At 71.7% G+C, this 13,986-nt stretch carries 11 protein-coding genes; all 11 read right to left on the bottom strand.

Annotation, left to right across the window (positions count from 1 at the left end; all coding sequences use genetic code 11):
* Window positions 1–70 precede the first annotated feature (70 nt).
* Complete coding sequence (locus tag ABZ497_RS14700; RefSeq protein WP_359805168.1) at window positions 71–2,425, bottom strand: immune inhibitor A domain-containing protein; 2,355 nt, start codon at window positions 2,423–2,425, stop codon at window positions 71–73.
* A gap of 351 nt (window positions 2,426–2,776) precedes the next feature.
* Complete coding sequence (locus ABZ497_RS14695; RefSeq protein WP_329488353.1) at window positions 2,777–5,296, bottom strand: ATP-dependent Clp protease ATP-binding subunit; 2,520 nt, start codon at window positions 5,294–5,296, stop codon at window positions 2,777–2,779.
* 710 nt (window positions 5,297–6,006) lie between these two features.
* Window positions 6,007–6,357 (bottom strand): Lsr2 family protein, encoded by a 351-nt coding sequence (locus ABZ497_RS14690; protein WP_329488352.1) that lies wholly within the window; start codon window positions 6,355–6,357, stop codon window positions 6,007–6,009.
* Between the two features lie 92 nt (window positions 6,358–6,449).
* The gene (locus ABZ497_RS14685; RefSeq protein ID WP_329488351.1) at window positions 6,450–6,986 is read right to left on the bottom strand and encodes an amino-acid N-acetyltransferase; all 537 of its coding nucleotides are present in this window, start codon (window positions 6,984–6,986) and stop codon (window positions 6,450–6,452) included.
* 9 nt (window positions 6,987–6,995) lie between these two features.
* Complete coding sequence (locus tag ABZ497_RS14680) at window positions 6,996–7,433, bottom strand: BlaI/MecI/CopY family transcriptional regulator (RefSeq protein WP_329488350.1); 438 nt, start codon at window positions 7,431–7,433, stop codon at window positions 6,996–6,998.
* 117 nt (window positions 7,434–7,550) lie between these two features.
* Complete coding sequence (locus ABZ497_RS14675) at window positions 7,551–7,673, bottom strand: hypothetical protein (RefSeq protein ID WP_329488349.1); 123 nt, start codon at window positions 7,671–7,673, stop codon at window positions 7,551–7,553.
* Window positions 7,674–7,677: 4 nt separating this feature from the next.
* On the bottom strand, window positions 7,678–9,240 hold the full coding sequence (gene lysX, locus ABZ497_RS14670) for a bifunctional lysylphosphatidylglycerol synthetase/lysine--tRNA ligase LysX (RefSeq protein ID WP_329488347.1): 1,563 nt from the start codon (window positions 9,238–9,240) through the stop codon (window positions 7,678–7,680).
* Between the two features lie 123 nt (window positions 9,241–9,363).
* Complete coding sequence (locus ABZ497_RS14665; protein ID WP_359805166.1) at window positions 9,364–10,092, bottom strand: hypothetical protein; 729 nt, start codon at window positions 10,090–10,092, stop codon at window positions 9,364–9,366.
* A gap of 99 nt (window positions 10,093–10,191) precedes the next feature.
* Window positions 10,192–11,427, bottom strand: coding sequence for an ABC transporter permease (locus ABZ497_RS14660; protein WP_359805164.1), 1,236 nt, complete (start codon window positions 11,425–11,427; stop codon window positions 10,192–10,194).
* A complete protein-coding gene (locus ABZ497_RS14655) occupies window positions 11,424–12,119 on the bottom strand; it encodes an ABC transporter ATP-binding protein (protein WP_359805163.1) in 696 nt (231 codons plus the stop codon). Before ABZ497_RS14655 ends, ABZ497_RS14660 begins: the two co-directional genes overlap by 4 nt.
* Complete coding sequence (locus ABZ497_RS14650; RefSeq protein ID WP_359805161.1) at window positions 12,116–13,678, bottom strand: peptidoglycan-binding protein; 1,563 nt, start codon at window positions 13,676–13,678, stop codon at window positions 12,116–12,118. Before ABZ497_RS14650 ends, ABZ497_RS14655 begins: the two co-directional genes overlap by 4 nt.
* Window positions 13,679–13,986 lie beyond the last annotated feature (308 nt).

Raw genomic sequence — 13,986 nt, 5'->3', positions numbered from 1 at the left:
CAGCTGCGGGGACGGGCCGGACGGGTGAATCAGTGCCTGGTCAGAGGCTGATCGTCACTGCTCGTTTCGATCAGTTGTCGACCGGGCGGACGCGGATCCAGGTCTCGAGGTAGTTCGAGGACTCGTTCTCGACCTCGATGCTGGTGCCGGTCTTCGGGACGATGACGCTGCTGTACGGGTTGTCCTTCGTCCAGTACGACTTGAGGTCGCTGAACTCGTCGACGCCCTTGGCCTTCGGGACGACCGTCTCGACGCCGCTCTTGTGCAGGGTCAGGCTGTCGACCTTGCGCGAGCCGAAGGTCGAGTCGTAGCCCTGGATGCGCGGGCGCATCAGGGTGCCGTCGGTCCACTTGATCGGGGTCGGGTGCGAGTCGACCGGGAGGATCAGGCCGGAACCCGGGTGGTTGGTGACGTTGTTGTCGCTCTGGGAGGTGTCCCACAGCCAGATCAGCAGACCGGCCTGGTAGGGGTAGTGCTCCACCCAGTTCGGCTTGGTGTTGGAGAAGCCGAAGTTGTACGGGCCGGTCTTCAGGGTCCGGTCGTACGAGATGTGCTGGCGGTTCTCGGCGATGTAGTACTGCGCGTAGTCGTTCGAGAACTTGCCGGTGATGCGGGAGAAGCCGTTGGCCGTCCAGCCGTTGTCGCCGTTCTCGGCACCGTCGGTGAAGACGGTGGCGCCGTTGGCGGCGATGGCGATGTCGTCCAGGGCCAGGCCCTTGAGGTGCAGACCGCCGTCGGTGGTGTAGTGGAAGCGGACCTTGACGGCCTTACCCGCGTAGGCGTCGAGCGAGAACGACAGGTCGCCCCACTTGTTGCCCGAGTTGCCGGTCAGGCCGGCCTTGTCTGCGGCGTTCTTCGGGATCGCGACCCCGTTGAAGGTGCCGTTCAGGGCGGTCCAGTTGGCGCCACCGTCGGTGGAGACCTCGGCGTAGCCGTAGTCGAAGTCCTGCTCGATGTCGTACCAGGCCTTGGCCGTCAGCGCGGCGCTGGTCTTGCCGGTCAGGTCGACGTCACGGGCCAGCGACACGTTGAGGTCGTCGGCGCTGCCGCTCCACCACTCGTTGGCACCCGCGAACGGGGTGTTGATCTCGGTGGTGACGGTCTTCTTCGGCAGGTCGACGACCAGGGCCTGCGGCAGGTTCGAGTTGTACTCGACCGGGCCGATGTGGTGGGTCGTCTCGGTGCCGGCCTTGGCCTTGTCGTACTTCAGCCAGCCGAGCTGGAGCTTGCTCCAGGCGTCGAGGTCGTTCGGCATGTCGCCGATCGAGTTCTTGCCCTCGCCGAGCCAGGAGCCGGAGGACATCAGCGACCAGAAGCCGACCGAGTTGTCGATCCCGCTGCCCGAGGTGTCGTACAGGTCCGGCAGGCCGAGGTCGTGGCCGTACTCGTGGGCGAAGACACCGAGGCCGCCGTTCTCCGGCTGCATGGTGTAGTCACCGATCCAGATGCCGGTGGAGCCGACCGGGGTGCCGCCGAGCAGGTTGTTGGCGGGGCCGGTGGAGCCGGCCTGGGTGCCGTAGACGTACGAGCGGTGGGCCCACAGCGCGTTGTCGCCCTGCTTGCCGCCGCCCGCCGACTGGTCCTCACCGGCGTGCACGATCTGGAAGTGGTCGATGTAACCGTCGGGCTCGTTGAAGTTGCCGTCGTGGTCGAAGTCGTACCGGTCCCACTGGTCGTACTGCGCGATGGTGGCCTTGATCTGAGCGTCCGTCTGGCCCTTGGCCTTCTGGTCGGCGACCCAGGCGTTGATGCCGTCGCGGATCAGGTCCTGCGCGTTGTTGCAGACGTGCTGGCCGCAGTAGTCCGAGCCGTAACGGGCCTCGTTCCACGGGACCTTCACCCAGTCGGTGACCTGGCCGTCGACGGAGTAGCGGCCCGAGGACTGCTTCTCGTAGAAGGTCTTCAGCGAGTCCTGGGTCTTGCTGAAGTACATGTCCTGGTAGTGCTGCTGGTTGTAGTCAGCCTGCCAGAGCGTCGAGTTGTTGGTCGCCGCGTCGGGCTTCTCGATCTGGTTGTGCTGCGGACCGGGGTCCCCACCGAACTTGATCTTGCCGTCCGGGGTCTTCGTGGTGTTGTCCACCTGGTCGCTGAAGTCGACCAGGATGGTGAAGATCTTGTCCGTGCGCTCGCGGGCGAGCTCGACGTACTTGTCCTTGCCCAGCTTGATGCTGGAGCTGCCGCCGTGCTCCTCGACCTTCGCGGTGCCGGCGAGCAGCTGCTCGGTGGCGGCCTTCTGCTCGGCCTCGACCTTCTCGGTCAGCGGGCCCGGCAGGTTGTGGTCCGTCTTGACCGACTGAACGGCGTCAGCGGGGTCCTTCGGCGTGGGCGCCGAGCCGGCCGCGAGGGCCGTGCTCGGGAACAGACCCGCGCCCAGAGCGGCTATGACCGCCCCGGCCGTGGCGGCCGCGGCGGCTTTCCTGGTCATCTTCAACGTTGTGACGTCCTCCCCAAACCGGTCCGGCTCTTGGCCTTCCGGTAAACCAATGAAAGACAGGTGGACGACATTTGATCCAAGCGTGGACGGAAAAGATAGACCTTGACCGTTACATGGCCACACCGCTATGCTCCGCGACTCGGTATCAACTGACGATCCGTCAACAACATTGGCATTAAAGATGCCTGCTTACTGGGTCGCACTCGCACCACCGCCCGACCAGGCCTCCCACCTGCGAGCCCGTGGGGTGGATCACAGTTTTCGTAACGGCACGTAAACGGACTGAGCCCCCGGCGCGAACGCCGGGGGCTCAGACGGTGTGCTGTTATCTGTTAACTGTTACTACTTCGTCAGGTCCGGACCGGACGAGGCAACGGCCGCCGGAGTGTCCGCGACCGCGGACTTCTCCTCGCCGCGGAAGGTGAACTTCGCTTCCTTGCCCTCGCCCTCGACACCGACGACCACGATGTGACCGGCTCGCAGCTCGCCGAAGAGGATCTTCTCGGAGAGGTGGTCCTCGATCTCGCGCTGAATGGTGCGGCGCAGCGGACGGGCACCGAGCAGCGGGTCGTAGCCGCGCTTGGCGAGCAGCTTCTTGGCCTCGATGCTGAGCTCCAGGCCCATGTCGCGGTCCCGCAGCCGGCCGTCCACCTTGTCGATCATCAGGTCGACGATCTGGATGATGTCTTCCTCGGACAGCTGGTGGAAGACCACGATGTCGTCGACGCGGTTCAGGAACTCGGGGCGGAAGTGCTGCTTGAGCTCCTCGCCGACCTTCGCCTTCATCCGCTCGTACCCGGTGGTGGAGTCGCCCGTGGCCGCGAAGCCCAGGTTGAACCCCTTGGAGATGTCCCGGGTGCCGAGGTTGGTCGTCATGATGATGACGGTGTTCTTGAAGTCGACCACGCGGCCCTGGGAGTCGGTCAGGCGACCGTCCTCCAGGATCTGCAGCAGCGAGTTGAAGATGTCCGGGTGGGCCTTCTCGACCTCGTCGAAGAGGACGACGGAGAACGGCTTGCGGCGGACCTTCTCGGTCAGCTGGCCGCCCTCCTCGTAGCCCACGTAGCCGGGGGGCGAACCGAAGAGCCGGGAGACGGTGTGCTTCTCCGAGAACTCGGACATGTCGAGCGAGATCAGCGCGTCCTCGTCGCCGAAGAGGAACTCGGCGAGCGTCTTGGACAGCTCGGTCTTACCGACACCGGACGGGCCGGCGAAGATGAACGAGCCGCCGGGGCGCTTCGGGTCCTTGAGGCCCGCACGGGTGCGCCGGATGGCCTGGGAGAGCGCCTTGATGGCGTCCTTCTGGCCGATGACGCGCTTGTGCAGCTCGTCCTCCATGCGCAGCAGCCGGGAGGACTCCTCCTCGGTCAGCTTGAAGACCGGGATGCCGGTGGCGGTGGCCAGGACCTCGGCGATGAGCTCCTCGTCCACCTCCGCGACGACGTCCATGTCGCCGGCCTTCCACTCCTTCTCGCGCTTGGCCTTGGCCTGCAGGAGCTGCTTCTCGTCGTCGCGCAGGGACGCGGCCTTCTCGAAGTCCTGCGCGTCGATCGCGCTCTCCTTCTCGCGGCGCACGTCGGCGATCTTCTCGTCGAACTCGCGCAGGTCCGGCGGCGCGGTCATCCGGCGGATGCGCATCCGGGAGCCGGCCTCGTCGATCAGGTCGATCGCCTTGTCCGGCAGGAAGCGGTCCGAGATGTAGCGGTCGGCCAGGGTGGCGGCGGCGACCAGGGCGGCGTCCGTGATGGAGACCCGGTGGTGGGCCTCGTAGCGGTCGCGCAGGCCCTTGAGGATCTCGATGGTGTGCGGCAGCGACGGCTCGGCGACCTGGATCGGCTGGAAGCGGCGCTCCAGCGCGGCGTCCTTCTCCAGGTGCTTGCGGTACTCGTCGAGCGTGGTGGCACCGATGGTCTGCAGCTCACCACGGGCCAGCATCGGCTTGAGGATGCTGGCGGCGTCGATGGCGCCCTCGGCGGCGCCCGCGCCGACCAGGGTGTGCAGCTCGTCGATGAACAGGATGATGTCGCCGCGGGTGCGGATCTCCTTGAGGACCTTCTTCAGGCGCTCCTCGAAGTCACCGCGGTAGCGCGAGCCGGCCACCAGGGCGCCCAGGTCCAGCGTGTAGAGCTGCTTGTCCTTGAGCGTCTCCGGGACCTCGCCCTTGACGATCGCCTGGGCCAGGCCCTCGACCACGGCCGTCTTGCCGACGCCGGGCTCACCGATCAGCACGGGGTTGTTCTTGGTGCGGCGGGACAGCACCTGCATGACCCGCTCGATCTCCTTCTCGCGCCCGATCACCGGGTCGAGCTTGGCCTCGCGGGCGGCCTGGGTCAGGTTGCGGCCGAACTGGTCGAGGACCAGCGAGGTCGACGGGGTGCCCTCGGCGGGCCCGCCGGCCGTGGCCGACTCCTTGCCGCCGCCGGTCTGGTACCCGGAGAGCAGCTGGATGACCTGCTGGCGCACCCGGTTGAGGTCGGCGCCGAGCTTCACCAGGACCTGGGCGGCGACGCCCTCGCCCTCGCGGATCAGGCCGAGCAGGATGTGCTCGGTGCCGATGTAGTTGTGGCCGAGCTGCAGGGCCTCCCGGAGCGACAGCTCCAGGACCTTCTTCGCCCGGGGGGTGAAGGGAATGTGACCGGACGGGGCCTGCTGGCCCTGGCCGATGATCTCCTCGACCTGCTGGCGAACGGCCTCAAGAGAAATCCCGAGGCTCTCCAGGGCCTTAGCGGCGACACCCTCACCCTCGTGGATCAGACCCAGGAGGATGTGCTCGGTGCCGATGTAGTTGTGGTTGAGCATCCGGGCTTCTTCCTGAGCCAGGACGACAACCCGCCGCGCGCGGTCGGTGAACCTCTCGAACATCGTTTATCGCTCCTCAGAGCGGTCGGGCAGTTCGGGGTCGGTCCCCGCCCTGTCCTTCCGCATGCTAGTCCCGCTCAGCGGCGCGGCCCACGGATTCACTCCCCGGTTACGGGAGCGAGATGCTGCGCGACCAGCCGACACCAATCCCAACCTGATGCTGGGAGACGGTGTTCCCACAGGTGGGCCGGATGCACCAGATACCGCTACGCCATCGGCGAACAACACCGGCCCCGGCGGATCCGGAGGGTCTCCGGCGGGTCGCACGTACTGCCCCGGACGGTGCGCGGGGCACCGTCCACCTGCATTCATACCCGGTATCGGGATGGTTCTCGCGCAGTTTCCGCGGTGGCGGTGTTCGCCTGGCGAGAAGTCGGCCGGCGGTGACGGCGGGTCAGCTCCGGCCCTCGGGGTCGGTAGGCCATCCCGGTGGTGTCGGCGTTACCGCTTCGCCCCTACAGCGTTGCACAGCTCGTGATTGTTCCGCCGCCCGATCCGGTGCTGCCCGGGCGGGTGCCCGAAGGGGCGCCCGTGCCCCGGTCCGCCGGCGTGCCCGCGGAGCCGGGCGGACGGCCCGGATCGGCCGGGCGGGCCGGGCGGGCACGCGCCGCAGGGCGCGGAGAAGGTTCCTCCGCGCCCCGCGCATGTGCCAGGTGCGCCTCCGGCGACCACCGGGGCCCCGCATCCGCTCCGGCGGTCCGGCGCTGCCGGGATCAGGCCGCGTTGGCCTTGTCGTAGGCCTCGCGGACGGTGCTCGGCACCCGGCCGCGGTCGTTGACCTCCAGGCCCTGCTCCTTGGCCCACGCGCGGACCTTCGCGGTGTCCGGCGCGCTGCCGGACGGGCGCGGAGCCGCGCCGCGGCCCGGGCGCCGGGCGCCGGCGAGCCGACCGCTCTGCTTGCGGCCCTTCTCCACGTACGGCGCCAGCAGACCGCGCAGCTTGTCCGCGTTGGCGCTCTTCAGATCGATCTCGTAGGCAACGCCGTCGAGCGCGAACGTCACCGTCTCGTCCGCCGAACCGCCGTCGAGATCGTCTTCAAGAATGACCTGCACCCTCTGTGCCACGGGCTTCCCTTTCCGCTAAACGACCCATTGCCTAAGGAAAGGAAAGCGCCTTTCTCCGGAAAACACAAACCCCTGCCCGGGTCGGGAGCCGCTCACAGGTGCAGCAGCATGCGCGAGTTGCCCAGTGTGTTGGGCTTCACCCGCTCCAGGTCGAGGAACTCGGCGACACCTTCATCGTACGAGCGGAGAAGTTCTTCATAGACATCCGTAGCGATCGCCGCCGGGTCTGTCGTACCATCATCGGTTTCCTGGACCTCGCCGATCTCGACGAAACCGTGTTTCGCGAAGAAGGGCACCTCGAACGTCAAGCAGAAAATCCGACGGACGCCGAGCCACCGCGCGGTCTGCAGCAGCTTCTCCAGCAGCAGGTGGCCGACCCCGTGGCCGCGGCAGGACGGATCGACCGCGAGGGTGCGCACCTCGGCGAGGTCCTCCCACATGACGTGCAGCGCGCCGCAGGCCACGACCGCCCCGGTGTCGTCGCGTTCGGCGACCCAGAACTCCTGCACGGATTCGAACAGGGTGACGGTGGGCTTGTCGAGCAGAATGCCGTCACGGGAGTAGGCGTCGATGAGCCCGCGCACTGCCCGCACGTCCGTGGTCCGCGCCCGGCGGATGGTGACCTCCATGGCGGGACGTTATCGTGCCGGCGCCGGTCCGGTCCCCCCGGTATCCGGCCCGGACTCCGCGGAATCCGGCCCGGCCGGATCGGTCGGGAACAGAGCGGCCACCCGCAACGCGTCGCGCAGCGCCTCCCGTTGCTCGGGCGACATGAGGCCGAAGAAGTGCACCAGGGCGGCCGCGGGATTGTCGCTGGTGGCCCAGGCGTCGTTCATCAGAGCCGCCGTGTAGGCCTCGCGGGACGAGACCGGTTCATATCGATAGGCCCGCCCGGCGCGGTCCCGGCGCAGCCAGCCCTTTCTGTGGAGCTTGTCCAGGACGGTCATCACGGTGGTGTACGCGATTTCCCGTTCCGACCGCAGATCCAGCAGAACCTCGCGAACCGTGACCGGTCGGTTCCACCGCCACACCCGGGTCATGATGGCGTTCTCAAGTTCGCCGAGTTGCCGGACCATAGTGCGGCCAGGATAGGGAGTGAATGGGGCAAATCTTGTGAAGTGCGGCAAACCGGCGCGCCGCCACCCCGGGAATCGGGAATGGCGGCGCGCCGGTGCTCGCGGGCGGGGACGGGGTCAGTCGACCGCGTCCTCCTTGGCCTTCTGGGCCCCGCCCTGGCTGCGGATGATGGCCCGCACCAGGAAGCCGAAGCCGATCGCCATGACCAGCGGCGGGACGATCGCGCTGACGTAGTCCATCAGGTCACTCCTCCTCGGTCCTGTCCGCCGCCGCGGTGGCGGCGGACGCCTTGGGCTCCGGCTTCACGAGCGGGAAGAGCACGGTCTCCCGGATGTTCTTGCCGGTGAGCAGCATGATCAGGCGGTCCACCCCGAGGCCGAGGCCGCCGGTGGGCGGCATCGCGTACTCCAGGGCCCGCAGGAAGTCCTCGTCGACCTGCATCGCCTCGACGTCGCCGCCGGCGGCCAGCAGGGACTGCGCGGTCAGCCGGGCGCGCTGCTCGACCGGGTCGACCAGCTCGGAGTAGGCGGTGCCGATCTCGGTGCCGAAGATCACCAGGTCCCACTTCTCGGCCACGCCCGCGACCGAGCGGTGCTGGCGGGTCAGCGGCGAGACCTCGGTCGGGTAGTCCTTGATGAAGGTCGGCGCGACGGCGTTCTCCTCCAGCAGGCGCTCGACCATCTCCAGCACGATCTGGCCGTGGCCCCAGTCCTTCTCGAACGGGATGCCGTGCGCGGCGGCCAGCTCGCGCAGCTCCTCGACGCCGGTCTCCGGGGTCACCTCGGTGCCCAGGTGCGCCGAGATGCCGGGGTACACGCTGACCTCCGCCCACGGCTCGGCCAGGTCGATCTCGTGCTCCACGCCGTGCGGGTCGAGGCCGCGGATCACCGTGGTGCCCAGCGCGTCCCGGGCGGCGTTGATGATCGTCGCCCGGATCAGCTCGGCCTGGGTGTCGTAGTCGCCGTAGGCCTCGTAGGACTCCAGCGAGGTGAACTCCGGGTTGTGGGTGGAGTCCGCGCCCTCGTTGCGGAAGTTGCGGTTGATCTCGAAGACCTTCTCCGCGCCGCCGACCACCAGCCGCTTGAGGTACAGCTCGGGGGCGATGCGCATGAACAGGTCGATGTCGTACGCGTTGATGTGGGTCTTGAACGGACGCGCGTTGGCGCCGCCGTGCACCGGCTGCAGCATCGGGGTCTCGACCTCGATGTAGCCGCGCTCCTCGTAGGTGCGGCGGATCGAGCGGACCACCTTGCTGCGCAGGTGCAGGATCTCGCGGGCCTCGGGGTTGACGATCAGGTCGACGTACCGCTGGCGGACCCGGGCCTCCGGGTCGGTCAGGCCCTTGTGCTTGTCCGGCAGCGGGCGCAGGCACTTGGCGGTGAGCGCCCAGGCGTCCACCATGACCGACAGCTCGCCGCGGCGGGAGGTGATCACCTCGCCCTCGACGCCGACCTGGTCGCCGAGGTCGATGTCGGACTTCCAGGCCGCCAGCCGCTCCTCGCCCAGCTTGTCCAGGGAGAACATCACCTGGAGGTCGCCGCTGCCGTCGCGCAGGGTGGCGAAGCAGAGCTTGCCGCCGGTGCGGGAGAGGATCACCCGGCCGGTGATGCCGACCCGCTCGCCGGTCGCCGTGTCCGGCGCCAGGTCCGGGTGCTTGGCCCGGAGGTCGGCGATGGTGCTGGTCCGGGGGAAGCCGACCGGGTACGGGTCGACGCCGGCCGCCCGGAGCCGGTCCAGCTTCTCGCGCCGGACGCGCATCTGCTCGGGGAGGTCGTCGGTCGCGGGGATGGGGCTCTGATCGCTCACCCCCCCAGGGTAGCCAGCCCCGGACCGCCGCTCCGCCACGGGTTGGCCGTGCCGCTCGCGGCGTCGGCCGCACGCCGGAGGGGGAGACCGCCGGTGCGGTCTCCCCCTCCGGGTGCGGGGCGGTCAGCCGGTGCCGGTGGCCAGCTCCAGCTCCTCGTCGGGAGTGGCGGGCGGGGCGGGCCGGGCCGGCGGCCGGGGGCGACGGCCGAAGAGCTCGGCGGGGGTCGGCATCCGGTGCGGACGGGGCTGGGGGGCGTCGGGCTGCTCTGCGCCGGGCTCGGTGCTGCTCATCGGGATCCGTCCTCCAACAGGGGTGGGGAGACTGCTCGGGGGTGCGGCGGGGCTCGGTACGGCGACGAGGTGGCGCTGGCCGGTGGTGAGGGCGAGCCGCTCGCGGACGGCCGCCTCGGCCAGTGCGTGGCAGCGCCCGGCCAGCCGCGAGCGGCGGGCCCGCTCGGTCTGGCCGCACGGCTGACGGGTCAGCCCGCGCAGCGCGGTGAGGTCCTCGGGCGCGGGGAGGTAGCCGTCGGCCACCGCCTCCTCCAGGCGTTCCAGGTAGCCGGCGGCGCTGCCGGGCAGCGCCGCCCGGTAGCGGCCGAGGTCGGCGAGCAGGAAGGCGCGCAGCCGGCCGCCCTCCTGGACGGCTTCGTCGATCGCCTCGGTCAGGCGCAGGGCGTCCTGGACGTCCTCCGCCCACAGCTCGGCGCCCGCGCCGGCGAACGGCAGCCGGTCGGAGACCTGGAAGTGGACGGGGACGGCGGGGTGCAGGGCTTGGGCGAGGGCGCGGCGCAGCACGCGGACTTCGTCGGCGCTGAAGGCCATGCCGCCGCGCGATCCGTGTGGCGTAGGCATGGGCTGACACTACGTGAGGAATATCCGATTTGTCGGTAACGTCGCGCCGATCCCCCACGTTTGGCCCGGTGAATGTCCGGTGGACGAACGACCGCCCGTTCAGCGCCGCAGGGCCTCGGCGGGCTGGATCCGGGCCGCGCGCCAGGCCGGGTAGGCACCGGCCAGCAGCCCGGTGGCCAGCCCGGCGACCGGGGCGGCGGCCACCGTCGCCGGGGACACCACCGGGGTCCAGTCCCGGGCCAGCGCCACGCCGAGCACCGTCAGCACCCCCAGCGAGCTGCCGACCAGGCCGCCCAGCAGCCCCAGCGAGCCGGACTCGCAGAGGAACTGGCCGGTGATGTGCCGGCCGCGGGCGCCCAGCGCGCGGCGCAGCCCGATCTCACCGGTCCGCTCCAGCACCGCGACCAGGGTGGTGTTGGCGATCCCGACGGCCCCGATCACCAGGCAGATCCCGGCGAGCAGCAGGAAGAGCCGGTCGAGGTCGGAGGTGACGCCCGAGCGCAAGGTGCGCGGGTCCGGGGGCGGCGTCACGGTGAAGTTCTCCGGGTGGGCCGGGTCCAGCGCCAGCGCGGCCTCGTCGGCGATCTGCCGGGCGGCGCCGATCCTGGTGGCGACGAGCATCTTCGCGCGGTCCCCGGTGGGGCCGCCCCAGAGCCGGGTGGCGGCCCCGCGCGGCACGACCACCGAGAGCAGCAGGTCGGGCCGGCGCCGGACGTCGTCGACGATGCCGATGACGGTGAACGGCCGGCCGGCCAGGAACACCGCGGGCTGGGTGTCGAGCGTGCCGATCCCGAGCCGGGCGGCCAGGGCGGAGCCGAGCACCGCGACCTGCCGCCCGGTGGTGTCGTGCCAGGCGTCGAAGGTGCGGCCCTCGGCCAGGTGCGGCTCGGCCGCCGTGAGGACGCCGGCCGAGGCCGCGATCACGGTCGCCTGCTCGCCGCCGGAGGGCCGGCCCACCGGCGCGGCCCGGACCGACCCGGCGGGCAGCTGGACCGGCCAGTAGACGCCGGCCGCCTCGACCCCGTTCAGCCGCTGGATCCGGGCGTCGGCGTCGGCGGGGAAGGAGAGCGGGGTGAGGTCCGGTCGCGGGCCGCCGGTGTCCTCGACGCTCACCTCGGTCGCGGTGAGCACGCTGAAACGGGAGTCGATCCGGGCCGAGGCGGTGGCCGTCAGCCCGAGCACGGCGACGAAGGCGCCGACCCCGAGGACGGTGCCGAGCGCGGTCAGCGCCGAGCGGGCGGGCCGCTGGAGCACGCCGGCGAGGGCCTCGGCGAGCAGGTCCCGCGGAAGCAGCCGGGTGGGCTCGACGGGGCGGGGGCGGCCGCGCCGCCTCATCCGGCGCCCACCTCCCGCAGCACCCCGTCGCGGATCGCCACCGTCCGCCGGCCGCGGGCGGCCACCTGCGGGTCGTGGGTGATCAGCAGGAGGGTCAGGCCCTGCGCGTGCAGGTCGTCCAGCAGGGTGAGGACGGACCGGGCGGTGGCGGTGTCCAGGTTGCCGGTCGGTTCGTCGCAGAGCAGCAGCGCCGGCCGGCCGACCAGCGCGCGGGCGATCGCGACCCGCTGGCGCTCGCCGCCGGAGAGGCGGGACGGCAGGGCGTCCGCCCGGTGGCCGAGGCCCACCCGGACCAGCGCCTCGCGGGCCCGCTCGCGCCGCTCGGCCGCCGCCCGGCGGCCCCGGGCGGCGGTGTACAGCAGGGCGAGCGCGACGTTCTCCGCCGCGCTGCGGTGCGGGAGCAGGTGGAAGGACTGGAAGACGAAGCCGATCCGGCGCCCGCGCAGGGCGGTGCGGTCGCCGTCGGCGAGCGGGCCGGTGTCGACGCCGTCCAGCAGGTACCGGCCGGTGGTGGGGGCGTCCAGCAGGCCGGCGATGTTGAGGAAGGTGGACTTGCCGGAGCCGGACGGGCCGGTCACCGTGACGTAGTCGCCCGGGTCGACGGCCAGGTCGCAGGGGGCCAGGGCGGTGACCGGCGGCGGTCCGGGGTAGGTCAGGCCGACCCGGCGGAACTCGACCAGCGGGGCGCTCACCGGGTGCCCGCCCGGACCCCGACGATCACCTGGTCGCCGGGCCCGAGCGCGCCCCCGGCCAGCGGGCGGACCTCGGTGCTGCCGCCGCCGACCATGCCCGGGGTCACCTCGACCCGTCGGCGCCCTCCGCCCTCGTACACCGTCACCACCGTCCGGCCGTCCGCCGTCGCGGAGACGGCGGAGAGCGGGACGACCAGCACCGGACCGGCCGAGGAGGCGGCCCGGACGGTGAGGCGGACGTCCTGGCCGGCCAGCCTCGGGTCGAGCGGGGCGTCCGGTTCGACCACCAGCGGGTAGCCGGTCCGGTCCGTGCCGGGCTGCCGGGCGCCGCCGCCGGGCGCGGTGCCGGTGCCGCTGCCGGACGGGGGTCCCTCGCCGGGGGTGTCGGCCACCGCGGTCACCGTCGCGGTCGCGGTGGTGCCGGTCACCTCGGAGAGGATCTCCACCTGCTGGCCCGGGCGGACCAGACCCTTGTCGGGGGCGGTCAGGCTGCCCTTCACGACCAGCGCCCCGGCCGAGACGGTCAGCACGGTGCCGGTGACCTCGCCACCGACCCGGCCGGCGACGCCGTCCACCCGGGCCGGGAAGCCGGTGAGGAAGAGCAGTTCGGCGGCGGGGACCATCGGGCCGACGGTGGCCCGGACGTCGGCGGCCTTCTTCCGGAGCCCGGTGAGGTCCTCGCCGGCCCGGGTCACCTGTTTGCGGGCGGTCTCGACGGCGGTGCGGGCCGCGTCCACCGGGCTCTCGCCTATCGGGGCGCCGGCCGGGGCGCCGGGCGTCGGCGCGGCGGACCGGGCCCGCTCGGCGGCCAGCGCGTCGTCGAGCCGCTTCTGCGCGGCCTTCAACGCGTCCCTGCCGTCCGCCAGGGCCCGCTCGCCGCCCGTCACCGCGTCCTGGGCGGCCGACACCTGGGCGTCGCCGTCCGGCGAGGCCGACCGCGGGTCGTAGCCGCGGGCGGCGTAGAAGGCCGTCACCGCCGCCCCGGTGGCCGCGCCGTAGCGCCCCGCGGGGTCGCCGTCCGAGCCGAACCCGAGCTCCTTCAGGGCCTGTTGGAGCTGCTCGACGTCCTGCCCGGTGGCGCCCGGCCGGAGGTCCCGGTACACCGGGAGGCCGCCGCGGAGGGCGAACACCGGCCGCCCCGAGACCTCCAGCACCGACTGCCCGGCCGCGACCTGGTCGCCGGTCCGCACCGGGAGCTTGGTGACCACCGGCTTGGCGCCGGCCGGACCGCCGCTCCCGGCCGGGGCCACCTCGACCGTCTGGCCGGCGCCGACCTGGCCGCGGAGCACCACCGAGTCGGTCAGCACGCGCTGCTCCACGGCGGCCGTCAGGACGTCGGGCGGCGGGGGCTCGCTCTCGGCGGCGGCCTGCGCGGGCGACCTGATCACCAGTGAGGCGGCCAGCCCGGCCCCCGAGACGGCCGCGGCGACCAGCGTGACGGCCAGCAGCAGCCGCCCGCGGCGGCGCAGCACCGACCCGCCGGGGCCCGGCGGCGGCGCCCCGGGGCCGGTGGCCGGGCCGTCGTCCTGAGCGGCCCCGGACCCTTCGACGATCGACACGCCCCACCCTCGATCCGGCTTCCGGGCCGCCCGACCGAGTGGCCCCGTACGGTTCGCCCGCCCCGTACGTGACGGGGCGGCAGTGCCTCGGCCTGGGCGGGCGGGCTCGTCGGGCGGGCCGGACGCGCGCCCGCACCCCCCGGTGCCCGCCGGTCCCCCCGGCCGCGGGACGGGCGTGCTGCCCCGTCCCGGGGCGTGAAACTAACACAGCGCGGGGGCCCGCCGGCCGGGTTCGCCCGCAACGGCGGGGCGGCTGCGGGGAACTGCGGGGGAATGTCCCGTTCGGGCCGTGCGGCGCCGGGTGGGTG

It is taken from the genome of Kitasatospora sp. NPDC005751, assembly GCF_040630835.1.
Classification (GTDB): Bacteria; Actinomycetota; Actinomycetes; order Streptomycetales; family Streptomycetaceae; genus Kitasatospora.
Note: the sequence above shows the minus strand (reverse complement) of the source record. Positions and strands in the feature narration are given on the sequence as shown.

Bases quoted from the DNA above. Each gene is read 5' to 3' on its own strand.
- ABZ497_RS14695 (WP_329488353.1), bottom strand. From the start codon at position 5,296: ATGTTCGAGAGGTTCACCGACCGCGCGCGGCGGGTTGTCGTCCTGGCT.
- ABZ497_RS14660 (WP_359805164.1), bottom strand. From the start codon at position 11,427: ATGAGGCGGCGCGGCCGCCCCCGCCCCGTCGAGCCCACCCGGCTGCTT.
- ABZ497_RS14685 (WP_329488351.1), bottom strand. From the start codon at position 6,986: ATGGAGGTCACCATCCGCCGGGCGCGGACCACGGACGTGCGGGCAGTG.
- ABZ497_RS14665 (WP_359805166.1), bottom strand. From the start codon at position 10,092: ATGCCTACGCCACACGGATCGCGCGGCGGCATGGCCTTCAGCGCCGAC.
- ABZ497_RS14680 (WP_329488350.1), bottom strand. From the start codon at position 7,433: ATGGTCCGGCAACTCGGCGAACTTGAGAACGCCATCATGACCCGGGTG.
- ABZ497_RS14700 (WP_359805168.1), bottom strand. From the start codon at position 2,425: ATGACCAGGAAAGCCGCCGCGGCCGCCACGGCCGGGGCGGTCATAGCC.
- ABZ497_RS14675 (WP_329488349.1), bottom strand. From the start codon at position 7,673: ATGGACTACGTCAGCGCGATCGTCCCGCCGCTGGTCATGGCGATCGGC.